A 25,238-nucleotide genomic window follows, 5' to 3' on the forward strand; every position below is an offset into this window, starting at 1 on the left:
CTGTTGCATTTCTGACTTTGGTGCTCTCAAGCCCGAGAGGGCTCGTCCTTTGGCATCGCGCTGTGTTCCCTCCTGCCTCCGCTGCGCTACGGCTGCCCTTTACGGGCACCGGATCTCACAAGGCGCTCCACCCAAGGACTGGGTTCAGTTCGATAGCTTCTGCTATTACAACTGTCCCCTTGAGGGGACTATAGGGGTGTAATCGTGTGCTGAAAAGCTCCCCTCCTTGGATAAGGAGGGGCAGGGGTGGTTGGTACAAGTGCTGTAGAAGCTCCCTCCCCTGTTTTTAGGGCCGGGGTGGGGTGAAACCAGGGTGGTTGGACCCAATGCTACCGAAGCGCATTTCCCTATACTTTATGTTGAGGCTGAGCACAAACAACAAGCGGCAGCCCCTTCCGGAACCGCCGCTTGTTATGTTTTATACTTGCTGATCTTAAAAATTCACACCCACTGTCAGCACCACTGAGTTTTGCTTTTTGTCGATGTTCAGCATGGGCTCCCCGGAGCTCTTAAGCGCGTAAGGGGAATAATCCGTGCCGCTCACGAATGGAGCATAATCCGAGTCCTGCTGGGTGTGCACGTAAGCCGCATCCACATAAAAATTCTGCAGCCTTATACCGGCGCCAAAAGTATAGTTTTGCGTCGGGCCATACTTGTAGTTGATAAAACCGGCATCGTAGCTGGAGCCACCTTCCGGGTCGGCGTTATAGGCATAGCCGGCGCGCAGCCGGAACACCTCATAGCGGGCCTCCGCCCCGATCTTATAGTTCACCACCGAATTATTATTGTCGGAGATGCCGTCATTTATATCATCAAAAAAGCCGCCGGAGGAGAAATCATCGTCTTCTCTGAACTTGGCGCTGCCATAGTTCACAAACTCCACGTCGGCCGTGATGAAGCCATACTTGCCGATAAAGTAAGCCACGCCACCCGTAGCCCTGAACGGGGTAACCAAGCGGTAAGAGAACTGCCCCGGCACCTCTGCGGCTGTCTCCACGCCGTCGTTAAAGGTGGTGGCGATCCTGCGCTGGTAGTCGTCGTCGAACGTGTAGGCCGTTGGCGTTTGTATGCTCACGCCCAGGCGCAGCGCATCTATTGGGCGGGCAATCAGGCCCACCTTCAGGTTTACACCGGCGCCGGAGGTCGAGAACTCATCCACGTACTCCAGGCTGGTAAACGGCGTGCTGGCGTCGCCCTCAGCCTCTGTATAAATCTTCTCTTCCTTGAAATCCGCCGTTACAATGCCCAACGAGGCGCCAATGTAGAGCCTGTCTTTGTAGCTGGTACCCACGCCGATGTCGATCTGGTTCTGGGAGCCTGTTCTTCTGATCTCCTCGCGCTGGGTTATACTTCCGACGCGCTCCACCTCGTAAATCACGCTATCATCGTCAACATCAAACAAAAACCCTCCGTAGGCCAGCCCCTCCAGGGTGGTGATGCCCGCGTCATACTCCTGATCCAGGCTGGCCCGGGTGCGGTTGTTCTGGAAGGCCAGGTCCGCGAAGTATTCCACAATCGTGGGGTCAAGCTCACCGGACTGGGTGCGGTAGGAAGTATAGTTCTCGTTAAAGTTGTTGAGCCTGGTAAACCCGATGCCGAAGGTTACGCCGCGCCAGTCGCTGGCATCGCTGTCACCTTTCCTGCTGGAGATCACCACGCCCAGCTGCGGAAACACGAAGTTGCTGTTGCTTCCTGTGTTTCGCTCGCCAAGTATGGAGGTATTATTGTTGACGGATTGGATGCCCGGGGAGATGGTGAACTCGGAGCGGCGGAACATGCCCAGGCCGGCCGGGTTGCCGGAGAGGCTGGAGATGTCGGCGCCCAGTGCCGTTTGCGCACCGCCCATACCCTGTATACGCGCAGTACCCGATACGCCCAGTTGGGAGTAGCGCAGGGCGTCTACCTCCGTCTGGGCAAAAGCAGTACCGCCCCAGCCCAGCAGTAAAGCCAGGCTGGCCAATAGTGTCTTCTTCATCTGTTAGATAGTTTTTATACTATGGGTCTAATTGTTTCCTCGCGATGGACGGCCGCCCCCGGAAGATGAATTGCTGCTGCTACTGTTGCTGCTGCTCCTGCTTGGACTTGGGCTAGGGCTCGGTGAGCTCTCATACGTACGACTCGGCCTGCTCTCTATCGTGCGGCTCGGCTGGCTACGCTCAATGCGCACAGGCTGGCTTCGCTCGATGGTGCGGCTAGGCTGGCGCTCAATCGTACGGGTACGGACCTCGCGGCGCTGCTGCGGCTGCTCTGTGGAGCGGCTCGGCACATACTCGCGGGTTCTACGGGTGTTGCGGTTATTGCTTGGCGCCGGCTGTGCGTTCTGCTGCTGTGGTTGCACGGTGGTGCTACGGCTGCTGCGGCTTGGCCTTGCCGGCAGTTCCTGCCTGGTGCCTCCGGTAGCTGGTGCCACGGTGCTGCGGCTGCTGCGCGACTGTCGGCCTACGCTTTGCTGCTGTTGCTGCCCGGTGCTCTCGCTACGGATAACACCGTCCCTGGATGGCCTGCCGGCGCCTCCGTTGTTCACCTGCGTGTTGCGGCTGTCGCGTGGGCCATACTGCACCCTGCTGGCTTTGCCAACTACCACTGGCCTGTCGTTGTACCAGCCGTAGGGGTTGTGCCGGGCATAGTGTCCGTTATAGAAGCCTCTGTAATAGCCGTTGTAGTAACCATGACCGTAGCTGCCTGGCCACCAGTTGCTGTAGCCATATGGGTGGCCGTAGTAGCCTCCGCCGCCCCAGCCATAGTTAAAGCTGATGCTGACGCCGGTTCTGAAACGGGCATTACTCCAGAACGGATCATAATAGAACGGATCGTTGTAGAATGGGTCGTAGAAAGGATCATAGAACGCATAGCTGGTGCGGCGCGGCACGTAAGCCGAGCCCCAGTAAGGGTCTACGTAAGAGTAGTTCGGGCGGTACCAGTTGTCGCGCTCGTCGTAGGAGCGGCCGTCGTAGTACTCATCGCCGCTGTAGTTCTGTGTCACGTAGTTTTCCGAGTACTCCGGATTCAGTACCTCTCCCTCAGCAAGCGGTGCCGCCTGCTGGTCGCTGCTTTCGTACTGCTGCTGGTAAGCCTGCGCCTGGTGTTGCTGCTGCGGTTGCTGCGCCGCCGGCTCCACGTACACTGTCTGGTCCGAAGAACTGTAGTACATGTCGTCGTATTCCGACGACTGCATCGCGATGGGGCTGCTACAGCCTACAGCCAGCAGGGCAAGCGCGGGGGCTACGGCAAGTAAAGTATATTTTTTCATGGCCTTCTGCTGATGTTCTGTGGGTAATAACTTCTTCTATATCAAAGATAAGCACAATTGGGCAAAACCTTATCTATAGTATAACAATATTAACGTAATTTTGAGTCGGAACGATGTCCGGATTCAATATATCTAGATAACAAAATTTGTTCCAGAATCAGTCCAAATCAGATATTTATAATAAATTAAAAGTAAAATGAGCAAAGGGTTACCTAAAAGAAGCGAAGATTACTCGCTGTGGTATAACGAGCTGGTGAAAAAGGCAGGTCTGGCGGAGAACTCGGCCGTGCGCGGGTGTATGGTGATCAAACCGTACGGCTACGCCATCTGGGAGAAGATGCAGCGCCAGCTCGACGACATGTTTAAGGCCACCGGCCACGAGAACGCCTACTTCCCGCTGTTCGTGCCCAAGAGCTTGTTTGAGGCCGAGGAGCAGAATGCCGAGGGCTTTGCCAAGGAGTGCGCCGTGGTAACGCACTACCGCCTGCAAAACGACCCGGACAGGGCCGGCAAGCTGCGCGTGGACCCGAATGCCAAACTGGAGGAAGAACTCATCGTGCGCCCCACCTCGGAGGCCGTGATCTGGAATACGTACAAAAACTGGATACAAAGCTACCGCGACCTGCCCCTGCTGATAAACCAGTGGGCCAACGTGGTGCGCTGGGAGATGCGCACGCGCCTGTTCCTGCGCACGACGGAGTTTCTGTGGCAGGAGGGCCACACGGCCCACGCCACCGCCAGGGAGGCCATCGCCGAAACGGAGCAGATGCTGGAAGTATACGCCACCTTTGCCGAACAGTACCTGGCGCTGCCTGTGATTCGCGGCATTAAAACCCCGAGTGAGCGCTTTGCAGGCGCCGTGGAGACCTATTGCATCGAAGGCATGATGCAGGACGGCAAGGCGCTGCAGGCGGGCACCTCGCACTTCCTGGGCCAGAACTTTGCCAAGGCCTTTGACGTGAAGTTCGCCACCAAAGACGGCGGCCTGGAGTACGTATGGGGAACCTCGTGGGGCGTGAGCACGCGCCTGATGGGCGCGCTGGTGATGGCCCACTCCGACGACGAGGGCCTCGTGCTGCCTCCAAAGCTCGCCCCTATCCAGGTGGTGATCGTGCCGATCTACAAAGGCGAGGAGCAGCTGGCGCAGATTACGGAGAAGGTGAACCAACTGAAGCGCGAGCTGCTGGCCAAGGGCATCAGCGTGAAGTTCGACGACCGCGACACCGAGCGCCCTGGCTTTAAGTTTGCCGAATGGGAGCTGAAGGGCGTGCCGGTGCGCATCGCCATCGGCGCACGCGACCTGGAGAACGGCACTGCCGAAGTGGCCCGCCGCGACACCAAGGAGAAAAGCACGCAGCAATTCGCCACGCTGGCGGATTACATCCCGGCCCTGCTCGACGAGATTCAGGAGAACATCTACACCAAGGCCCTGAACCACCGCGAGGAGCACACCACAAAGGTGGATTCTTACGAAGAGTTCAAGCAGGTGCTGGAGACCAAGGGCGGCTTTGTGCTTGCCCACTGGGACGGCACGGCTGAGACCGAGGAGCGTATCAAGGAAGAGACAAAGGCCACTATCCGCTGCATCGGTCTGAACACGCCGGAGGAAGACGGTGTGGATTTGGTAACCGGCAAGCCAAGCAAGCGCCGCGTATACTTTGCCAGAGCCTATTGATATACTTTATTCGCTGTTCGCTATCAGCTATTCGTAACCGACGGCAGCTATACTTTTTGGAGCGCCACTTCCCTAACCGGGAGTGGCGCTCTTGTTTTTGGGGCTGGTTTATACTTTGGTTAGGCATCTATACTTACAAATCATGAAGAAATTACTATATTGTAGATGATAACCTTTTGCCCTATGCTTTTGGATTGGATTACCGTTATTTCGCTGGTCGGCATTGGCCTGCTCCTGATCGTTGTGGAGCTGATCTTTGTGCCGGGCACTACCATTGTGGGCATTCTTGGCTTTATACTTACCGCCATCGGCATATGGGTAGGCTATGCAGCATTGGGCACCAACACCGGCCACCTTATACTTGCCGCCACCGTACTCCTTGGCGGGCTGGCCTTCTTCTATAGCTTCCGCTCGGACAGCTGGGCGCGCTTTGCCCTGAAGGAGCAGAACCGGGGCCGCGTGAACGAGGATTACCAGCATGCGCTGGCGGTAGGCGAGGAAGGCAAGACCGTTTCGGCGCTGCGCCCGCAGGGCCGGGCCCTGTTCGCAAACCAGCACCACGAAGTACAGACCGAAGGGGAGTTTCTGGCCCCCAACACCCCTATTCGTATTATCAGATTAAGTCAACATAAGATTATCGTAGAAGCAATCTCCTAACGTACACAGATGGAAAATTTAACTCCCCTTTTTCTTATAGCAGGCGCTATTATCCTGCTTATCATCTTTTTATACTTTGTGCCGATCAGCCTCTGGATCACAGCCCTGTTCTCGGGCGTGCGCGTGGGCCTGCTGGAGCTGGTGTTCATGCGCATCCGTAAGGTGCCGCCAAGCCTCATCGTCAACTCCATGATCAACGCCACCAAAGCCGGCATCGACCTGACCACCACCGAACTGGAGACGCACTACCTGGCAGGCGGCAACGTGCCGACCGTGATCAAGGCGCTGATCTCGGCAGACAAGGCCAATATCCCGCTTTCCTTTAAGCAAGCCACGGCCATTGACCTGGCCGGCCGGAACGTGTTTGAGGCCGTGACCACCTCCGTGAACCCGAAGGTGATCAACACGCCCAACGTGGCCGCGGTGGCGCAGGATGGCATACAGCTTATTGCAAAGGCGCGCGTAACGGTTCGTGCCAATATTAACCAGCTGGTGGGTGGCGCCGGCGAGGAAACCATACTTGCCCGCGTGGGCGAGGGCATTGTAACCTCCATCGGTTCTTCGATATCCCATAAAACCGTACTCGAAAACCCCGACATGATCTCTAAGCTTGTCTTGCAGAAAGGCCTGGACGCGGGAACAGCCTATGAAATTCTGTCCATTGATATCGCTGACGTGGACGTGGGCGAGAACATAGGCGCCAAGCTGCAGATAGACCAGGCGGGCGCCGACTTGAAGGTGGCAGAGGCCAAGGCAGAGGAGCGCCGCGCCATGGCCGTGGCCGTGGAGCAGGAAATGAAGGCCAAGGCACAGGAGGCCCGCGCCAACGTAATTCAGGCGGAGGTGGAGGTGCCGCAGGCCATCGCAGCGGCTTTCCGCAGCGGCAACCTCGGCATTATGGACTACTACAGAATGCAGAACATCCAGTCCGATACTGAAATGCGCAACAACATTGCCAACCCGGGACAGGGTGGCGGAGGCAGTAACACGCCAAACAGAGCGAAAGAATAACCAGAATTTATACTTCTTTATACTTCGCAGCAGCGGCCACTCCATACTTTGGGGTGGTCGTTTTTGCAGCGGGACGGGCACCTGGGAGCGGACCACCCAAAGGCGGCCAAGTATAACCATGCAGCCAAAAGTATGGCGCGCGGAAGAAATCTCCTGTGAGAACAACATGCCATGAGATCCTTTACCAAAGTAGCGCTCACCGTAGCCGCGGCAGTCATGGCGCCGCTCACCGTACTTGTATTCTATAGCTTCTGGCTCAGCCCGGAGGCCAGGGAAGGAAACCGGAACCGGAGAAACATACAACAGGTGCAGGCAGGAATGACCCGAAACGATCTTCTCCGCGTCATGGGTCCGCCAACATTTGTAAAGCCTCCTATGGACTGGAGGGAAGGCACGCAAAGAGAGGGGCAGGTATACCTGTACCAATCACCCCCGCTTGCCTCCGACTTCTTTCAATTTTACATAGGTGCCGACAGCACGGTCAGGTCGGTAAACTACGGTGACTGAGAACTTGCGCCAGGGACTTCCGCACGAAGCAAATCAGGCTCGTTTGATGCAAGACCGCCCGCTCTGGCTAACCGGAGGCAGGCGATGCTATACTTTACTCTCCCTGCCCCAGCCCGTTGATCTTCCGGACAAGTTCGTCGCGCCGCACGGTAACAAATGAGTAGGTAGTGCTATCGGCGGTGATAACCTCCAGCCCGAACGGAAACACCAGCATCCACCTTTTCTCCCGGAGGCCCACAACCTCACCTGAATTGATAAAGGTGCTATCCCTCCTACTGACATGAAGTACTCCATAATGGGGCGTGGGAATGAAGATCAGCTTATCTGCTGTCGCAATAACTTTTCCTTTTGCGGGCCATACTTTCGGTGTTTTCCGGTAAAGGCTCACATTATGCTGCTCCATCAGCACCTCTTTACCAGCAAAAGTATACTGGGGCTGTTTTGTAGCGCATCCGGCGGATGCAACCAGCAGCAGCAGACTTGGGATAAGCTTAAGGAAGCTCAACCTTAAACTTTACAACAACATGAGAGCCCCAGTCGTCGCTACCGCGCTGCTGTGTGTAGTATCCTTCTTTTGTTGCTTTGTTAAGGTATAGTTGCGAACTACCCCCCGTCACTAAATTATGTGCGATTAGCCGGTCTGCTTTGTCTTCGTTATGGTCAAAGAATTTAAAGAACGGAGTATGCATGTAGGGCAACTCAGGAACTCCACCACCAAGGGGAATCCTATCTACGACAAAAGTCAGTGGCAGGTCTTCTCTGGTTACAGCAGGCCGTACTTCGCTTTTATATAGTACCTTTTCCTCATTGCTTTCATAGGTAGAGACCTGCAGATAAACATCCGGATTGCCTTCCGATGGAGCAGATAAATCGCCTCCCTCCAAGGCATAGTTTTCGAGATAGCTCAGCAATTGCACCTCGTATACGTATAGGCGTGCCACCTTTACCTCCTTTTCAACTGTTTTTGCAACGCCGGCCGTGTAAGTTGTTAATGTAATAGTATAAGCGCCTGGCTCAGCATACATAAATGAATCAGGCACCCGCTTTGTTGAAGTTGTACCGTTACCGAAATCCCATTGATATCCATCTGCTTCGCTCACGTCTTTGATGTTCACATACTCTTCCATCGTATAAAACTCATCTGGGATGGTAAATTCAGGATCAGGAACCGCAATTTCTTCTTCTTTATTACAGGAGAAAAAGAATAAAGGCAAGACAATCAGGAGGAGGTGCTTTCTCATTTTCATAGGTTAAATTTAATTTTCACATATCACCATTGCATATAATAATTTAAATATACAAAAAACCCTATAACAACATAACTTATTAAGGCACTTTACCTTAAATAAAAAAAAGCCCGCCCCTGTATACCAGAAGCGGGCTTTCTTATACTTTATACTTTGCAGGCTATTGCGCTTTCAGCGTAATCTTTCGCTCCACGCTGTTGAACGGGCCAGGCAGCACGTTGCCGCTGTTGTCAACCAGTTCCAGCTTGATGGTGTTTTCGCCCATCGGCAGGCCTTCCATGATGTAAGGCATCCAGCGATCCAGCATGAACTCGGTGCCGTTGATGGTGGCGCGCACCTTGTTGCCGGTGGTAGAGAGGTCGGTGTTCACTAGGTAGAAGTCCAGCATCACCCGCTCTGTCTCCTGTGGTCCTACGTACTCGCCTTTCGGGCGGCTGTAGAACATGTGCGGCGCACTCTCGTCAAATTCCATCGTTTCGGTGGGCTTGCCGACGGTGATTTTGCGCAGGTCGTAGGCGCCCTTGTGCTTCAGGCTCTCGTGGTAAGAGCGCGACAGGAACGACAGGATCACGTGCTCCCCTTCTGGTATTTCCTTGGTAAACTCCGTCTCGTAATGGGCGGTGTAAGGTTGGTTGTCCACAATGTTGTGGATGTGCTGCCCCTGCATGGAGTTGGCCATGTGCTCGGCGTTGGAGTGCGGCGTCATGCGGGTCAGCTCGAAGTTGGATAGCGTGTACACAAACTGAACAGGGCCCGGCTCCACCACGCCACCGGCCGGCGGTGTGTTTAGGCGCAGCTGCGACTCAGGGTATTTCTGTGAGTTATCGAAGGCGTAAACGCGCAGCCCGCCTTTGCTCATAACAGCGCCCGAGGGTGTTGGCCCTCCGGTTACTTTCGATGCTTCAGGTGTTTGGTTCTCAGCTTCCTGTGTCTGGCGCGCAGTATCACAGGCGGAGAAACTAAGCATCAGGGCCGAGGCAAGCAGTAGGTACGTTCTTTTCATGAGTTTATTCTGTATCGTTAGGTTTTCGATGTAGCTAATTTAGCAATTATTCTTTGTATATTGCGAAGTACGTGAATATCACAGTAAAGTATACGAAAAATTTTATATTCGAGCAGTATGAGCGAGATTTTGTTTGATGAAATCCCGTCCCTGGACCTGGCGGATTTCACATCGGGAGATGCGGAGAGGAAGGCTCAGTTTGTAAAACGGCTTGGCGAAGCCTACCAGAATATTGGCTTTATAGCCCTGCGCAACCACGGCCTCAGCGACGAGCTAACCAAAAAGCTTTATGCGGCCACCAAAGCGTTCTTTGCCCTGCCGGACAATGTAAAGCAAACGTATGAGCACCCGGAGCTTGCCGGCCAGCGCGGCTACGTGGGCAAGGGAAAAGAGAAGGCCAAGGGATTTAACACCGGCGACCTGAAGGAGTTCTACCACGTTGGCCAGGAACTAAGCGAAATTCCGGACAGTGATCCGATCAAAGCAGAATACCCTGAAAATATTTTCCCGGCAGAAGTACCGGAATTCAGGGAAGTGACCCTGGAGGCGTACCGCAAGCTGGAGAGCGCCGGAAAGCAGGTGCTCCGCGCCATTGCCATCCACTTGGGCCTGGAGGAGAATTATTTTGACGAGAAGGTGACGTATGGCAACAGCATTCTGCGCCCTATCCACTACTTCCCGATCGAGAACCCGGACAGCGTGCCGGCCGATGCGGTTCGCGCTGCCGAGCACGGCGACATTAACCTGATCACGCTGCTGATGGGCGCCAGCGCCGACGGCCTGCAGGTGCTGCGCCGCGACGGCCACTGGATCCCAATCACGGCGCTGCCCGAGCAGGTGGTGGTAAATGTGGGCGATATGCTGGCCCGCCTGACCAACAACAAGCTGAAGTCCACCATCCACCGCGTCGTGAATCCGCCGCGCGAGCTGATGCACACGTCGCGCTACTCCATCCCCTTCTTCATGCACCCGCGCTCCGAAATGGACCTGACCTGCCTGGAGAGCTGCATTGACGAGAAGAACCCCAAGGCCTTCCCGGATGCCACTGCAGGCGAGTACCTGACCGAGCGCCTGGTGGAGCTTGGCCTGCTGAAGAAATCCTAAGAAACAGGTATACATGCACCTATGAACATAAAAAAGAGGGATAGCGAGAAAGCTGTCTCTCTTTTTCTATTTTTATGCCATCATGAGTCTGCGCTACTACATCTTCCTCAAAGACGTATTGCTTCTGGCCTTCACAGCATTTGGCGGGCCACAGGCGCATATTGCCATGATGTTCAAGCTGCTGGTGGAAAAGCGCCGCTACCTTACGGAACAGGAACTGATAGAACTGAACGCGCTCTGCTCCATCCTTCCCGGCCCCACCTCCACGCAAACCCTCACAGCCATTGGCTATAAGATCGGCGGGCCCAGCCTGGCCTACCTCACCCTGCTGGTCTGGATTCTGCCGGCCGCTACCTTTATGGGCGTAGCCGCTGTCGTTATTTCCTACTTGCAGGGGCAGGGGGTGTCGTTGGGCTTCCTGAAGTACATACAGCCAATGGCGGTAGGATTTGTGGCCTACGCCGCCTACATGATCAGCGCCAAGGTCATCCATACCAAGACGGCCGTATCGCTGATGGTAGTCTCGGCCATACTTGCCTACTTCTTCCACTCGCCCTGGGTGTTCCCGGTCCTGCTGCTGGCAGGGGGCGCCGTAACGGCATTTCGTTTTAAGCAGCACCCCCACGAACCTAACAAGCGCCTGCACATAGAGTGGGCCAACTTTATACTTTATGTGGCGGTGCTGGTGGCCGCGGCTTTGCTGGGTGCTTATACTTCGTCGCTGCCGGTGCGCTTGTTCGAGAACTTCTACCGTAACGGCAGCCTCGTATTCGGGGGCGGACAGGTGCTCATTCCGCTGCTATACACCGAGTTCGTGGACTTTAAGGGCTATCTGACGGGCGAGGAGTTCCTGTCGGGCTATGCCATTGCGCAGGCGCTGCCGGGGCCAACCTTCTCGTTTACCTCTTTTGTAGGTAACCTGGCCATGCGCGAGTATGGCATCGCCGGGCAGTTCCTGGGTTCTTTTGTGGCAACCGTAGGCATTTTTCTGCCGGGCACCTTTCTCATCTTCTTTGTCATCCGGTTCTGGGATGAGTTGAAAAAGTATAGGGTAGTCCGCGCCTCGCTGGAGGGCATCAGTGCCGTAAGTTCCGGCATGGTGGTAGCCGCCGCCATCCTGCTCTACCACCCCATCGAAAGCACCATCCTGAATTTTGGGATTGTGGTGGCTACCTTCTGCCTGCTCATGTTCACCAAAGTCCCCGCGCCGGTGCTTATACTTACAGGACTGTTGCTGGGATTTGTGCTGTAAAAATAGAAGGCTATTCCACCTCAACAAACAAAAAAGACCACCTTTCGGCAGCCTTTCATACTTTACATTTTCTCTTTCAGCATCCTGAGGAGGTATTCGCCGTAGCCGCTCTTCCGCAGCGGCTCTGCCACTTGGCGTAGTTGCTCATCGGAGATGAAGCCCATGCGCCAGGCTACTTCCTCGATACAGCCGATCTTGAGACCCTGCCGCTCCTCAATCACCTGCACAAAGGTGGCCGCCTGCATCAGCGACTGGATGGTGCCTGTGTCGAGCCAGGCCGTGCCGCGATTGAGGATGCCTACCTTGAGCTTGCCGCGCCGGAGGTATTCTTTGTTGATGTCGGTCACCTCGTACTCGCCTCTTGCACTGGGCTCCAGGTTTTTGGCGATCTCCACCACATCGTTGTCATAGAAGTATAGACCCGGCACGGCGTAGCTCGACTTGGGCTCCTTCGGCTTTTCCTCGATGGAGACGGCCTTCATGTCCTGATCGAACTCGACTACGCCGTAGCGCTCCGGGTCGTGCACGTGGTAGGCGTAAATCACCCCGCCATCCGGGTCGTTATTAGCCTGCAGCAGCTTGCTCATGCCCGCTCCGTAGAAGATGTTATCCCCCAGCACCAGCGCCACCTTATCTTCTCCAATAAACTCTTCGCCGATCACGAAGGCCTGCGCCAGCCCGTTGGGTATCTCCTGCACGGCATAGCTGAACTTACAGCCGATCTGGGAGCCGTCGCCCAGCAGCCGCTCAAACATGGGTAGGTCGTGGGGCGTCGAGATGATCAGGATCTCCCGGATGCCTGCCAGCATGAGCGTGGAAAGCGGGTAGTAGATCATGGGCTTGTCGTAGACCGGCATCAGCTGCTTGCTTACTGCCAGCGTCAGCGGGTGCAACCGCGTGCCGGAGCCCCCGGCAAGTATGATTCCTTTCATCTGAATCTGATTTTTACTCCGCCGTAGCGGCCTTGGTGTCTCTGTAGATAAACTCCTGGTTCTGCTCAAACCACTCGAACGTGCGCTTCAGTCCCTCCTGGATTCTCACCTGCGGGTCATACTTCAAGAGGCGCTGCGCCTTGGAAATATCAGCCAGGCTATCGCGGATATCGCCTGCCCGGTTGGGGCCGTGCACCGGCTCCACGTCGGCACCGGCCGTCTCCTTTAGGATATGGAACATCTGCAGCAGCGAGGTTCTGTCGCCCACCGCGATGTTGTAGACCTGGTTCACCGCCTCCGGGTTCTGCACCAGCGCCGCCTTGATGTTGGCCTGCACGCAGTTCTCCACGAAGGTGAAGTCGCGCGTCTGGCCGCCGTCGCCGTTGATCTTCGGCGAGCGGTTGTGGAGCAGCGCGTCAATGAAAAGCGGAATTACAGCGGCGTAGGCGCCGTTCGGGTCCTGCTTCGGGCCGAAGATGTTGAAGTAGCGCAGCCCGATGATCTCCATACCATAGGTCTTGCCGAACACATCGGCGTACAGCTCGTTGGCATACTTGGTCACAGCATAAGGCGAGAGCGGCTTGCCGATGCGATCCTCCACCTTCGGCAGCTCCTTGCTGTCGCCGTAGGTCGAGGAAGAAGCTGCGTACACGAAGCGTTTTACCTGCTGCTCTTTGGCTGCGGTGAGCATGTTTACAAAGCCACCCACGTTCACGTCGTTGCTCGTGATGGGGTCGTTTATACTTCTGGGCACGGAGCCCAGCGCCGCCTGGTGCAGCACCACGTCCATGCCTTGGCAGGCGTCCATGCAGGTTTGCACGTCGCGAATGTCGCCCTCCACCAGCTCAAAGGCCGGATCACCCAGAAACTGCTCGATGTTCTTGCGGTAGCCGTTGGAGAAGTTGTCCAGCACGCGCACCTTGCCTGCCTTATACTTTAAAAGGTACTCCACCAGGTTAGAGCCGATAAAGCCGGCCCCGCCTGTTACTAAAAACGACAGCCCATCGAGGGGCTGGTCGTGGAATGGGGAATCGTACATAATGTTGCTCAAGTTCTATACTTACCGATGCGTGTATTGTTGCTCATAGTAGCTCTGGTAGTTGCCCGATGTGACGTTCTCCAGCCACTCCGGGTTCTCCAGGTACCAGTCTATCGTTTTGCTCAGGCCTTCCTCAAAGGTCACCGAGGGCTTCCATCCCAGCTCGTCCATCAGCTTGGAGGAGTCGATGGCGTAGCGCAAGTCGTGGCCGGCGCGGTCTTTCACAAAGGTGATCAGTTTTCTGGAGTGGCCTTTCTCGCGGCCCAATTTCTCGTCCATCTGGTCGCAGAGCAGGTGGATCAGGTCCAGGTTCTTCCACTCGTTCACGCCGCCGATGTTGTAGGTGTCGCCCAGTTTGCCTTCATGGAAGATCACGTCGATAGCGCGGGCATGGTCCAGCACGTAGAGCCAGTCGCGCACGTTCTCGCCCTTGCCGTACACCGGCACTGGGCGCTCACTTTTGATGTTGTGGATCGCCAGCGGAATGAGCTTTTCGGGGAAGTGGTTCGGCCCGTAGTTGTTCGAGCAGTTGGAGATCTTGATCGGCAGGCCATAGGTATGGTACCAGGCACGCACGAAGTGGTCGGAGCTGGCTTTGGAGGCTGAGTAGGGCGAGCGCGGATCATAAGACGTCTCCTCGGTAAACAGTCCGTCCTCACCCAGCGAGCCGTATACTTCATCGGTGGAGATGTGGTAGAACAGGTGCTTGCTCAGGTCATCGGACCAGTGTTTTTTAGCCACGTTCAGCAGGTTCACCGTGCCGATCACGTTGGTCTGCACAAAGGCCAGCGGGTCGGAGATGGAACGGTCCACGTGCGACTCGGCGGCCAGGTGGATCACGGCATCAAATTTATAGGCCGAGAAGATCTCCTCCAGGTAATCCGCATCCACAATGTCGCCCTTCAGGAACGTATAATTCTCCCGCTCCTCAATATCCGACAGGTTCTGCAGGTTACCCGCGTAGGTCAGTTTGTCGAGGTTGTATACTTGGTAGTTCGGGTACTTGGTAACGAACAGACGCACCACATGCGAGCCGATAAAGCCCGCACCGCCCGTAATTAATATTTTCATGCTTATACTTTTGTCTTCTGAAGTGATACTTGCCAGTCCCAGGCGCTTTTCATGGCCTCCTCCAGGGTGCTGGTGGTTTTAAAGCCGAGTTCCTGGGTTGATTTCGTCACATCGGCAAAGATCTTTGGCACGTCGCCGGCGCGGCGTGGTCCAATTTTATAGTTCAGCTTCTGGCCGGATGCATTTTCGAATGCGCTGATTGCTTCCAGCACACTGTAGCCTGTTCCGGTGCCCACGTTGAAGAATTCTATACTTTGGGCTTTGCCCTGCAGCAGACGCTCTACCGCCACTACGTGTGCCTTGGCCAGGTCCACGACATGGATGAAATCGCGAATACAGGTACCGTCCGTGGTATCATAATCATCGCCAAACACAGTCAGCTCTTTGCGAATGCCAGCAGCAGTTTGCGTGATGAACGGCACGAGGTTATTCGGCACGCCCAGCGGTAACTCTCCAATTCTGGCGGAAGGATGCGCCCCGATCGGGTTAAAATAACGCAGCGCCGTAGCTTTGATGCTGCTGCTCCCGCTGTTGGCCAGATCGGTGAGGATCTCCTCGCATACTTTTTTGGTGTTGCCATACGGGGAGTTGGCCTTCTGTACCGGCGTTTCCTCGGTTACAGGCAGTTGCTCCGGAATGCCGTACACAGTGCACGATGAGGAGAAAACCAGGTTGTATACTTTATACTCCTCCATCACCTGCAGCAGCGCCACCAGTGAGCCCACGTTGTTGTGGTAATACTTCAGCGGCTCTGCCACCGACTCGCCCACCGCCTTGTAGGCCGCAAAATGGATAACACCCTGTATGTTCTGCTCCTGCTCAAACACTTGGCGCAGGGCCTCTGTGTCTGTGCAGTCGATGCGGTGACAGAGGATATCGCAACCAAGTATGGCGGCAATGCCCTCCAGCGCGCTCTCCTCTGAGTTGGAGAAGTTGTCGATGATCACCGGCTCATAGCCTGCCTCCACCAACGCTACCACCGTGTGGGAGCCAATATAACCGGCTCCGCCGGTAACCAATATCTTTGCGTTTGCCAAAACCTATAAGCTTGTATATTCGATGTCCTTGATTTTGTTGCGGAAGATGCCTTTCAGGTCCACCAGGATCGGGCTGCCGTTCATGATCGACTTGAAGTAATTTTCGTCCAGCTCCATGTAGGCTTTGTGCGGCACAGCCACCACCACGGCATCATAGTCTTTGCCAGCTTCCTCTACCAGGCCAAAGCCGTACTCGTGCTGCAGTTCCTGAGAGTTGGCGTAGGGGTCCACTACCTCCACGTTCACGTTGAAGCTCTGCAGTTCCCGGATCACGTCCACTACCTTCGAGTTGCGGATATCCTCCACGTTCTCCTTAAAGGTAGCGCCCATTACCAGCACCTTCGTCTGCGAAATGTTCTTGCCGCGCATGATCATCATCTTCACCAGTTTGTTGGCGATGTGCGCGCCCATGGTGTCGTTGGTGGTTCGGCCGCTCAGGATTACCTTGGCATCGTAACCAAGTGCCTTTGCCTTGTAGGTCAGGTAGTAAGGATCTACGCCGATGCAGTGGCCACCCACAAGGCCTGGCGAGAAGCGCAGGAAGTTCCACTTGGTTCCGGCAGCCTCCAGCACCTCGTAAGTGTTGATGTTCATCCTGTCGAAGATGATGGACAGCTCGTTCATCAGGGCGATGTTGAGGTCGCGCTGCGTGTTTTCGATCACCTTGGCTGCCTCGGCCACTTTAATGGAAGAGGCACGGTGCACGCCGGCATCAATTACCAGCTCGTATACCTGAGCAACCTCCTCAGCCGCCTCCGGGTCACTGCCGGAAACCACTTTCACGATCTTGGACAAGGTATGCTCCTTATCACCCGGGTTGATGCGCTCCGGGGAGTAGCCCACTTTAAAATCCACGCCAAACTTCAGGCCTGACTCGCGCTCCAGCACCGGTACGCAATCCTCTTCCGTGCAGCCAGGGTATACCGTTGACTCAAACACCACGTAATCGCCTTTCTTGAGCACCTTGCCTACCGTGGCAGAGGCAGCCAATAAGGGTTTCAGGTCTGGCTGGGCATGCTGGTCGATGGGCGTAGGCACGGCCACAATGAAGAAGCGGGCCTCGCGCAGCACGTCCAGGCTGTCGGTAAACGCAATGTCGGCGCCTTCAAACTCGCTGCTATCCAGCTCCCCGCTTGGGTCAACGCTGTTGCGCATCATCTCCACGCGCTTTGAGTTGATATCAAACCCGATCACTTTTACCTTTTTAGCGAAGGCCAAGGCTATAGGCAGCCCCACGTAGCCCAAACCAATCACGGCCAGTTTGGCTTCTTTGTTGAGTATTTCCTGGTACACGTTATGTATTGTTTAGTTTTGTTGCAAGATCATAAGCCCGACTGAACCAGCCAGTTCAGGAGCAAAACGGCCCTTTATACTTCCTCATTGCGCTGAAACTACAGATTAAACAGCAGCAAAACAGTATACGGCCAATTTTACCACAAAAGTACAATTTTAACTTATACTTTATATAAATTCACCTGATTTTTACGCCAGCGCTACTTCGTGCCCCACACGATGCGGTCCTTCCCGAAGAGGTCCTGCACCACCTGCGCCTGCGCAAAGCCCGCTGCCAGCAGCAGCGCTTTTACGTCCCGGCCGTAGCGCTCGTTTACCTCGAAGTATAGTTTGCCGCCTTCTTTCAGCAGCTGCTGCGCCACCTCCGTTATCCTCCTGTAGAATTTCAGCGGGTCCTGGTCGGGCACGAACAGCGCCAGGTGCGGCTCATACTGCAACACGTTCTCGCGCATCTGCCGCTTTTCCTCTTCCAGCACATAGGGCGGGTTGCTCGTGATAATGTCCAGGGAGGCGGAATTTATACTTTGAATTGACTCAAAGATATCCGCTTGTAGCCACTGCACCGGCAGCTTATACTTTGCCGCGTTGGCCAGCGCCACCTCCAGCGCCCCCGCCGACACCTCCAGTCCGTATACTTGTGCATTTGGTAGATTGGCCGCCAGCGCCAGCGGAATGCAGCCGCTACCGGCGCAGATATCGAGTACCTGCAGCCTCTGTAATCCTTTATGCTCCCGCAGCACCAAATCCACCAACTCCTCCGTCTCCGGCCTCGGGATCAGCACACGCTCATCCACCTGCAGCTCCAGGCCATAAAAGTGCGCCACGCCCAGCACATACTGCACCGGCTCCTGCCGCTGCAGCCTTAGTATTATCTGCTCTATCTGCGCCTCCTGCCCTGGCTGTACCTCTTCCTGCTGGGCTAGTGTCAGCTGCACGCGGCCTTTCTGCAGCACGTGCTCCAGCACCAGTTGGGCTATACTTCCCGCCTCTGGCTCGGGGTACACTGCTCTTATACTTTCCCGGATGTGCTGCTGTAATTGCTGGATGGTCGCCACGCCTATACTTTCTGTTGATTTCGGTATCTTTGCAAAAGTAAGGTTTATAGATTTGAAAATGTGAAGATTTGGGAATTTGAAGATTTGCGGATGTGGGGATTGGCAAACAGGCAAATGAATTTCTCCTGCGGGCTCCCATACTTCAACTCTCTAACCTTCTAACTCCTAAACTCTCCTATGTCTGACGAACGATACATGCGACGCGCCCTGGAACTGGCCCGCCTGGGCAGTGGCCATACTTCGCCTAACCCGATGGTGGGATGCGTGGTGGTGCACGAGGGGCAGATCATCGGTGAAGGCTGGCACCAAAAGTATGGCGGGCCGCACGCCGAGGTAAATGCCGTTGCCGCCGTAGGGGACAAGCGCCTGCTGCCCAAAAGCCGGGTGTACGTCACGCTGGAGCCCTGCTCGCACTACGGCAAAACGCCGCCCTGCGCCGACCTGCTCATCAGCCATGGCGTGAAGGACGTAGTGATCTGCAACACAGACCCGAACCCGCTGGTGGCCGGGCGCGGTATTAATGAACTTCTCGATACCGGCGCAAAGGTACAGGTGGGCGTGCTGGAGGAGGAAGGACTGGAGCTAAACAAGCGTTTCTTCACGTTTCATACCTACAAGCGGCCGTTTATACTTTTGAAATGGGCTGAGTCGGCAGACGGCTTTATTGCAGCGGCTGATTATAAACAGGAGCAGATCAGCGGACCCCTAGCCAAGCGAATGGTGCACAAGTGGCGCACCGAAGAGCAAGCCATTATGGTGGGCACCCGCACTGCGCTTCATGACAACCCGCAGCTCAGCGTGCGGGCGTGGCAGGGCCCCAATCCGCTGCGCCTGGTCATAGACAAGCAATTGCTGCTGCCGCCGCACCTGCACCTGTTCGACGGAAGCCAACCAACGGTGGTTTATACTTACAGGCAGCAGGACAACCGGGAGAACTTATACTTTGCGCAGCTTCGGGAGGACGAGCCTCTGCTTCCGCAGATCTTGCAGGACCTGCACCGGCGCAACGTGCTGTCGGTGATGGTGGAGGGCGGCACCTTTCTGCTGGAGAGCCTGCTGCAGGCCGGGCTCTGGGACGAGGCTCTTGTGTTCAAGAATTCGCACAAAACACTTGGGGAAGGCACAAAAGCGCCAGGCATGACGTACGGCCGGCTGCAAAGCATCCAAACCTTAGGCGCCGATCAGCTGTTGCACTACCGTAACATTTAACAGTTATCATTGATCAATTATCAATACACCAGCACATTCACTCAATCACTCACTCAAAATTTACCCATGGCCGAATCCTTAATCATAGATACCAACCTCAGCAAAGAAGAAAAGTATAAAGCGCTGCTTCCGCAAATCGAAGCCTTAACCGCCGGTGAAACTGACCTGATCGCGAATATTTCGAACATGGTGGCCGCGCTGCGCCAGGGGATGGGCTTCTTTTGGGTAGGGGTATACTTTAACAAGGAGGGACAGCTGGTGCTGGGGCCGTTCCAGGGGCCGATTGCCTGCACCCGCATCCCGTACCACAAAGGCGTTTGCGGCGCCTGCTACACACAGCAGAAAACCATGCTGGTACCGGACGTTGAGGCTTTTCCGGGTCATATCGCCTGCAGCAGCGACTCCAAATCAGAGATCGTGCTGCCAGCCATAAAAGACGGTGAGGTGAAACTGGTACTGGATGTAGACAGCGACCAGCTGAACGACTTCGACGAGGTGGACCAGCAGTATCTGGAGCAACTCATGAAACTGGTGGAAAGCTGGTACTAATTTCGTTATTGGTTGATAGTTATCCGTTGTTGGCTTGGCAGTTACCCTAAGTTGCGCTTTGCTATACTTATAGCAGACCAAAAGAGGCGTAATATATTGAGCCTCTACAAATTCTGCTCAATCTTTCAATCCTGATCCTGAAAATCAGGATTCAGAAAAATAAAAAGCCGCTGCAAGTATAAATTGCAGCGGCTTTTCTTTTGTCTTGATACGTGTGTCGTGCTACGTGATACGCTGGTAGGCTTACCCAAACAACGTCGGTGGCGGTGTTTTCAGCTGTGCGATGACGGTTTGCCCGCCCTTGGTTTTTTGCCCTAGCTCTGCCTTTATCACTGTGTCCAGCGGCACGAAGATGTCCACGCGGGAGCCGAACTTGATGAAGCCGAACTCCTCGCCCTGGCTCACCTCATCGCCCTCGTTCACATACCACACAATGCGGCGCGCCATGGCACCGGCAATCTGGCGGAACAGCACCTCCGGACCGGCAGTAGACTCCACTACCACGGTGGTGCGCTCGTTCTGCGTGCTCGATTTCGGGTGCCAGGCCACAAAGTAGTTACCCGGGTGGTACTTGAAATACTTGACGATGCCGGACACCGGGTTACGCGTGATGTGCACGTTTATCGGCGACATGAAAATAGAGATCTGCTTGCGCTTGTCCTGGAAATACTCCGGCTCCTCCACTTCCTCAATCACCACCACCTTGCCGTCGGCAGGGGCTATGATCAAATCTTCGTGCAGCAGCAGGGTGCGGTAAGGGCTACGGAAGAACTGCAGGATCAGCAGGAAAAGAAAGGCTGACACAGCGGAGAATACTTTGTTAAAGGTGTCGTTCCCGGCGTTAAAAATGTAGAGCAGCACGTTGAGCGCTACCAGGGTGAGTAAAGTAATAAATAATATCTTCCGTCCTTCCTTGTGAATTTTCATCCGTTTTTATGTTTGCCGCAGGTACTATATAACTCATAATAGCCCATCCAGTTACGTGGATGGGCTATTACCTGCTTCAAAATTATATAATCTTTCGGTTATTCCTCTAAAAAATCTTTTTAGAAGCCGCCACGGTACTTGTATGTCATGGCCACCTTGTCGATTGCCACGATGTAAGCTGCGATGCGCATCGGTACGTTATACTTTTGCGAAGCAGCGTAAACGCGCTCAAACGATTCTTTCATGATGCGCTCGGCACGCTCGTTCACGCGGTCCAGCGTCCACTTAAAGCCCATGCGGTTCTGCACCCACTCGAAGTAGGAAACGGTTACGCCACCGGAGTTGGCCAGGATGTCTGGCACCACCATAATGCCCTTCTCGTTGATGATGTTGTCGGCTTTGTACGAAGTAGGGCCGTTGGCACCCTCCACAATCAGGCGGGCCTGTATCTGATCCACGTTCTTGATCGTGATCACGTCTTCCACAGCGGCTGGCACCAGCACGTCCACCTTGGCCGTCAGCAGCTCGCCTCCATCGCTCATCAGCTCCGCTCCTTTAAAGCCTTCCAGGCGGCCGTTGTGCGCGTTCTTATACTCGATGGCCTCTTCAATATCGATGCCGTTGTCGTTCCAGTAAGCACCGCTCACGTCGCTAACGCCCAGGATCTTCACGCCGCGCTCCGCCATTAGTTTGGCAGCCCAGGCACCTACGTTGCCAAAGCCCTGCACCGCGGCAGTGGATTTGGACGGGTCCATGCCCAGTTTATCCATGGCCGCCAGGGCCGACACCATCACACCGCGACCGGTCGCCTCCACGCGGCCCAATGAGCCACCCAGAACAAGCGGCTTGCCCGTTACCACAGCGTGTATGGTAGAGCCTTTCATTCTGGAGTATTCGTCCATCAGCCAGGCCATTTCGCGCGGGCCAGTACCCATGTCAGGGGCAGGTATGTCCTGATCCGGACCGAAGGTATCCACCAATGCCTGGGTATAGGCTCTTGTCAAACGCTCCATTTCACCGGCAGACATCGAGAACGGATCGCAGATAACGCCTCCTTTGGCACCACCGTACGGAATGTCCACCACGGCGCACTTCCAAGTCATCCAGGCAGCCAGGGCCTTCACCTCGTCCAGGAACACGTCCGGCGCGAAGCGCACGCCTCCTTTGGATGGGCCCAGGATGGTGGAGTGGATCACGCGGTAACCTTCGAACACGCGTATTTTTCCGTCGTCCATGGTTACGGGCACGTTCACGATTACCTGACGTGTCGGAGATTTCAGCACGTTGTATACTTCCTCATCCAACCCCAGCACCTCCGCCGCGATGTTGAAGCGCGACATCATCGATTCAAAAGGGTTTTCCTTATCCTTGATCGGAGCTGGCTCTTTGTATAGCATCATCTACTCTTTTAAGTTATCAGTGAGTAATTAATCAGTGAATTAGATTCGGGGCAAAGTTGGGAATTATACTTGCAACCTCCTAAGGGCTGCCAGCAAAATTTTTTAGAAGATTTTGAGGAAAGCCACCACAAACGGAACGACCAGCAGCAGGCTGTCGAAGCGGTCGAGGATACCGCCGTGGCCGGGCAGCAGCGTGCCCGAGTCCTTCACGCCCAAACTGCGCTTGAGCATGGACTCCGAGAGATCGCCCAGCACCCCTATCACCCCCACGATCACGGCCACGCCCACCCACTGGTATACTTCCAGGTCGAGGAACAGGTACGACAGGCCGTAGCCCACCAGCACCGTGAGCAGCGTGCCGCCGACCCAGCCCTCCCAAGTTTTACCCGGAGAGATGCGCTCGAATAGCTTGTGCTTGCCGAAGTTCTTGCCTGCGATGTACGCACCCGTGTCGGCGGCCCAGATAAGCAGCAGGAGGCCGAGGATGGGCTGCCAGCTGTACTCCTCGCCCAGGTAGCCCAGCAGGTGCAGCAGCCCGAACGGAACGGCAATGTAGATCACGCCGGTTATGGTGAAGGCGATGTTGGTGAAGGGCTGCGGTTTTTTGCGGTACATCTCGGCGATGAACACCAGGAAGAGCAGCGGCAGCGAGAGGTAGAGCAGCTCAGGCGGCATCACCTCCTTCTGCACCAGGAACATAGAGGAAAAGAACACGAACCCAAGCAGGAGCCCCAGCGGTTTGTTGGGCCGCATGCCCTGCACGCCCACCAACGTATAAAACTCGGAAATGCCCAGCAGCGTGAGCCCCAGAAACAGCAGGAAGTACGTCCACTCGCTAAACCAGATGCCGCCTACAAACACCGCGGCGCCCAGCACCCCTACTATGATCCGTTGGTTTAAGTTACTGAGGGTTGATAGCTTGTTACTCATGTAAAGGACTTGCGCCGGAACAGGCGACGGGTGTAAGGGTTTAGGGTTGTGTTTAGAGTCGGTCTTCCGCCGCTGCAGCCTCTGCCACACGCTGCCTGCGCAGCGGAACGTGGCCGTAGGCCTGGTAGAGGAAGTATAAGATAGCCGCGCTCACCAGCGCCGACACCGCGATACTGTACCAGGGCATGGCCTCGGTGCTCTCTATGTCGGCATCGATGGCGCGGGTCTGCTGCAGGTACAGCAGGAAAACGGTGAAGCCGTTGTTGGCAAAGTGCGCCACGATCGGCACGATGATGCGGCCCGACCAAAAGTATAAATATCCGAACAGGGCGCCAAGTATGGCCCGCGGCAAAAACCCAAAAAACTGCACGTGTATGGCCGCGAAGATGATGCCCGTAACCCAGATGGCCACATGGATGTTGCCCGACCAGCGGTGAATCTGTTGCTGCGCAATGCCCCGGAAAACCAGCTCCTCGCCCACGGCGGGGATAAGGGCAAACACCACCAGGCCTATCAGCAGCTCCGGCACCGAGTTGAACCTGGTGATCAGCTTGGTAAGCTCGGCCAGCTGCTCCTCCTGCGCCCGCGCCCACTCCTCAAAGGGGCGCATAAAGTCGGGGAAGTTCATGTTGGCGTTCCAGTTGATGATAACCGAGTTGGCCGGCATGATGGCAACAACCAGCAGGCCGCTGAGCAGCACGAGCAGCCACGGAGAAGGTAGTTTCTGGTTCAGGTAATCGCCGAGCCTGTAGTTAAGCGAGAGCAGCAGGAACAGCGGCGCCACGACAAACGCAAAGAACTGCAGCACGCCCTGCAGCAGCAGCATCACCTGCGGTCCCTGCGGGTGGTCGGCGGGGTTGGTGGCCACGCCGGCCAGCTCAATAAAGCTGATCCCGAAGATCCAGTTGGAGAGGATTCCCACCACAAACATGGCCACGAAGTAGCCGCCGGCCATGTATACGATCAGCAGTAACAATACCCAACTTGGGTGCAGATCCTTCGAGATGAAACCTTTCATAGGGAGATTTAGGTTTAATTGGCGTAAATTTACGCGAATAATTAGATTTTGCTTTGGTAAAGATTGCTAACATAGAGCTAGGGGAGTTTCCGTTGCTGCTGGCACCGATGGAGGACGTGAGTGATCCGCCGTTCCGCAAAGTATGCAAGGCCAACGGTGCCGACCTGATGTACACGGAGTTTATCTCCTCTGAGGGTTTGATACGTGATGCCGCCAAAAGTGTGCAAAAACTCGACATTTTTGACTACGAGCGCCCTATCGGCATCCAGATCTTCGGGTCTGATATTGAGTCGATGCGCGAGGCGGCTATTGTGTCGGCGCAGGCCGGTCCGGATTTGATCGACATCAACTATGGCTGCCCCGTGAAGAACGTGGCCTGCAAGGGTGCGGGCGCCGCTTTGCTGCGCGATGTGCCTAAGATGGTGAAGATGACCGAGGAGATCGTGAAAGCGACTAACCTACCGGTTACCGTAAAAACCCGCCTCGGCTGGGATGAGGACACCAAGTATATTGTGGAGACAGCGGAAAGGCTGCAGGACATCGGCATAAAAGCCCTGAGCATACACGGCCGCACGCGCGTGCAGATGTACAAAGGCGAGGCCGACTGGACTTTAATTGCCGAGGTGAAGAACAACCCGCGCATGCACATCCCCATCTTCGGTAACGGCGATATTGACTCGCCGCAGAAGGCGCTGGAGTACCGCAACAAGTATGGCGTGGACGGCATCATGATCGGCCGCGCCAGCATCGGCTATCCCTGGATCTTCAACGAGATCAAACATTACATGGCTACCGGAGAGGTTTTGCCGGGACCAACCCTGGAGGAGCGCGTGGAAGTATGTCGCCAGCACTTTACCCACTCGCTGGAGTGGAAAGGCGACAAGCTGGGTATTTTTGAGATGCGGCGCCACTACACCAACTACTTCCGTGGGCTGCCGCACTTCAAGCCGCTCCGCATGAAGCTGGTGCAATCCGAGGACATCCAGGAAATCTACGATACGCTGGATGAGATCGCCCAGACGATGAGCTATGTGGAAGTTTAGAAGTTGGAGAGTTTGGGAGTTAGGAAGTT

Annotated in this window: 25 protein-coding genes; 10 read left to right on the forward strand and 15 right to left on the reverse strand. The window is 55.4% G+C overall.

Annotated elements, in window-relative coordinates:
* Positions 1–433: 433 nt before the first annotated feature.
* A complete protein-coding gene (locus A3841_RS05430) occupies positions 434–1,975 on the reverse strand; it encodes an OmpP1/FadL family transporter (RefSeq protein ID WP_073851316.1) in 1,542 nt (513 codons plus the stop codon).
* Positions 1,976–2,002: 27 nt separating this feature from the next.
* Positions 2,003–3,250, reverse strand: coding sequence for a hypothetical protein (locus A3841_RS05435; protein ID WP_073851317.1), 1,248 nt, complete (start codon positions 3,248–3,250; stop codon positions 2,003–2,005).
* Between the two features lie 196 nt (positions 3,251–3,446).
* Between A3841_RS05435 and proS the strand changes: the two genes are divergently transcribed.
* From proS to A3841_RS05455, 5 genes are all read left to right on the forward strand, one after another.
* On the forward strand, positions 3,447–4,925 hold the full coding sequence (proS, locus tag A3841_RS05440) for a proline--tRNA ligase (RefSeq protein WP_073851318.1): 1,479 nt from the start codon (positions 3,447–3,449) through the stop codon (positions 4,923–4,925).
* Positions 4,926–5,108: 183 nt separating this feature from the next.
* Complete coding sequence (locus A3841_RS05445) at positions 5,109–5,582, forward strand: NfeD family protein (protein WP_073851857.1); 474 nt, start codon at positions 5,109–5,111, stop codon at positions 5,580–5,582.
* 9 nt (positions 5,583–5,591) lie between these two features.
* Entirely contained in the window at positions 5,592–6,593 is a 1,002-nt protein-coding gene (floA, locus tag A3841_RS05450) for a flotillin-like protein FloA (protein ID WP_073851319.1), read from the forward strand.
* Positions 6,553–6,768 carry a hypothetical protein gene (locus tag A3841_RS19970; protein ID WP_139307893.1) on the forward strand — a complete coding sequence of 72 codons (216 nt, stop codon included), beginning with the start codon at positions 6,553–6,555 and terminating at the stop codon, positions 6,766–6,768. Before floA ends, A3841_RS19970 begins: the two co-directional genes overlap by 41 nt.
* Positions 6,765–7,100, forward strand: coding sequence for an outer membrane protein assembly factor BamE (locus A3841_RS05455; protein WP_139307894.1), 336 nt, complete (start codon positions 6,765–6,767; stop codon positions 7,098–7,100). Before A3841_RS19970 ends, A3841_RS05455 begins: the two co-directional genes overlap by 4 nt.
* A gap of 94 nt (positions 7,101–7,194) precedes the next feature.
* Here the strand turns inward: A3841_RS05455 and A3841_RS05460 are convergent, their stop codons facing one another.
* The 3 genes from A3841_RS05460 to A3841_RS05470 form a co-directional block, all read right to left on the reverse strand.
* The gene (locus A3841_RS05460; RefSeq protein WP_139307895.1) at positions 7,195–7,503 is read right to left on the reverse strand and encodes a hypothetical protein; all 309 of its coding nucleotides are present in this window, start codon (positions 7,501–7,503) and stop codon (positions 7,195–7,197) included.
* 88 nt (positions 7,504–7,591) lie between these two features.
* Positions 7,592–8,347, reverse strand: coding sequence for a PKD domain-containing protein (locus tag A3841_RS05465; protein ID WP_235861301.1), 756 nt, complete (start codon positions 8,345–8,347; stop codon positions 7,592–7,594).
* Between the two features lie 160 nt (positions 8,348–8,507).
* Positions 8,508–9,350, reverse strand: coding sequence for a hypothetical protein (locus A3841_RS05470; RefSeq protein WP_073851322.1), 843 nt, complete (start codon positions 9,348–9,350; stop codon positions 8,508–8,510).
* 117 nt (positions 9,351–9,467) lie between these two features.
* Here A3841_RS05470 and A3841_RS05475 point away from each other — a divergent pair, with 117 nt between their 5' ends.
* A complete protein-coding gene (locus A3841_RS05475; protein WP_073851323.1) occupies positions 9,468–10,454 on the forward strand; it encodes an isopenicillin N synthase family dioxygenase in 987 nt (328 codons plus the stop codon).
* 82 nt (positions 10,455–10,536) lie between these two features.
* Positions 10,537–11,706 (forward strand): chromate efflux transporter, encoded by a 1,170-nt coding sequence (chrA, locus tag A3841_RS05480; RefSeq protein ID WP_073851324.1) that lies wholly within the window; start codon positions 10,537–10,539, stop codon positions 11,704–11,706.
* Positions 11,707–11,768: 62 nt separating this feature from the next.
* Here the strand turns inward: chrA and rfbA are convergent, their stop codons facing one another.
* From rfbA to prmC, 6 genes are all read right to left on the reverse strand, one after another.
* Complete coding sequence (rfbA, locus tag A3841_RS05485) at positions 11,769–12,638, reverse strand: glucose-1-phosphate thymidylyltransferase RfbA (protein WP_073851325.1); 870 nt, start codon at positions 12,636–12,638, stop codon at positions 11,769–11,771.
* A gap of 13 nt (positions 12,639–12,651) precedes the next feature.
* Positions 12,652–13,677: an SDR family oxidoreductase gene (locus A3841_RS05490; RefSeq protein WP_073851859.1), complete on the reverse strand. Its 1,026-nt coding sequence runs from the start codon at positions 13,675–13,677 to the stop codon at positions 12,652–12,654.
* A gap of 21 nt (positions 13,678–13,698) precedes the next feature.
* Positions 13,699–14,748, reverse strand: coding sequence for a dTDP-glucose 4,6-dehydratase (gene rfbB / locus A3841_RS05495; RefSeq protein ID WP_073851326.1), 1,050 nt, complete (start codon positions 14,746–14,748; stop codon positions 13,699–13,701).
* A gap of 2 nt (positions 14,749–14,750) precedes the next feature.
* Complete coding sequence (galE, locus tag A3841_RS05500; RefSeq protein WP_073851327.1) at positions 14,751–15,785, reverse strand: UDP-glucose 4-epimerase GalE; 1,035 nt, start codon at positions 15,783–15,785, stop codon at positions 14,751–14,753.
* A 3-nt stretch (positions 15,786–15,788) separates the two neighbouring features.
* Positions 15,789–17,078: a nucleotide sugar dehydrogenase gene (locus tag A3841_RS05505; protein WP_073851328.1), complete on the reverse strand. Its 1,290-nt coding sequence runs from the start codon at positions 17,076–17,078 to the stop codon at positions 15,789–15,791.
* A 200-nt stretch (positions 17,079–17,278) separates the two neighbouring features.
* On the reverse strand, positions 17,279–18,133 hold the full coding sequence (gene prmC / locus A3841_RS05510) for a peptide chain release factor N(5)-glutamine methyltransferase (protein ID WP_083610229.1): 855 nt from the start codon (positions 18,131–18,133) through the stop codon (positions 17,279–17,281).
* Positions 18,134–18,310: 177 nt separating this feature from the next.
* Between prmC and ribD the strand changes: the two genes are divergently transcribed.
* Positions 18,311–19,342 (forward strand): bifunctional diaminohydroxyphosphoribosylaminopyrimidine deaminase/5-amino-6-(5-phosphoribosylamino)uracil reductase RibD, encoded by a 1,032-nt coding sequence (gene ribD, locus A3841_RS05515; protein WP_073851329.1) that lies wholly within the window; start codon positions 18,311–18,313, stop codon positions 19,340–19,342.
* A gap of 66 nt (positions 19,343–19,408) precedes the next feature.
* Positions 19,409–19,891: a GAF domain-containing protein gene (locus A3841_RS05520; protein WP_073851330.1), complete on the forward strand. Its 483-nt coding sequence runs from the start codon at positions 19,409–19,411 to the stop codon at positions 19,889–19,891.
* 243 nt (positions 19,892–20,134) lie between these two features.
* Here A3841_RS05520 and A3841_RS05525 read toward each other — a convergent pair whose 3' ends face one another.
* From A3841_RS05525 to A3841_RS05540, 4 genes are all read right to left on the reverse strand, one after another.
* Positions 20,135–20,818, reverse strand: coding sequence for a phosphatidylserine decarboxylase family protein (locus tag A3841_RS05525; RefSeq protein ID WP_073851331.1), 684 nt, complete (start codon positions 20,816–20,818; stop codon positions 20,135–20,137).
* 119 nt (positions 20,819–20,937) lie between these two features.
* Positions 20,938–22,215 carry a Glu/Leu/Phe/Val family dehydrogenase gene (locus A3841_RS05530; protein ID WP_073851861.1) on the reverse strand — a complete coding sequence of 426 codons (1,278 nt, stop codon included), beginning with the start codon at positions 22,213–22,215 and terminating at the stop codon, positions 20,938–20,940.
* 105 nt (positions 22,216–22,320) lie between these two features.
* Positions 22,321–23,148 carry a phosphatidate cytidylyltransferase gene (locus A3841_RS05535; RefSeq protein ID WP_073851332.1) on the reverse strand — a complete coding sequence of 276 codons (828 nt, stop codon included), beginning with the start codon at positions 23,146–23,148 and terminating at the stop codon, positions 22,321–22,323.
* Between the two features lie 52 nt (positions 23,149–23,200).
* Positions 23,201–24,166 (reverse strand): CPBP family intramembrane glutamic endopeptidase, encoded by a 966-nt coding sequence (locus A3841_RS05540; RefSeq protein ID WP_073851333.1) that lies wholly within the window; start codon positions 24,164–24,166, stop codon positions 23,201–23,203.
* Between the two features lie 53 nt (positions 24,167–24,219).
* Between A3841_RS05540 and dusB the strand changes: the two genes are divergently transcribed.
* Positions 24,220–25,209, forward strand: a complete 990-nt coding sequence (gene dusB, locus A3841_RS05545; protein WP_073851334.1) for a tRNA dihydrouridine synthase DusB — start codon at positions 24,220–24,222, stop codon at positions 25,207–25,209.
* Positions 25,210–25,238 lie beyond the last annotated feature (29 nt).

The organism is Pontibacter flavimaris, assembly GCF_001907195.1.
In the GTDB taxonomy this organism is placed as follows: Bacteria; Bacteroidota; Bacteroidia; order Cytophagales; family Hymenobacteraceae; genus Pontibacter; species Pontibacter flavimaris.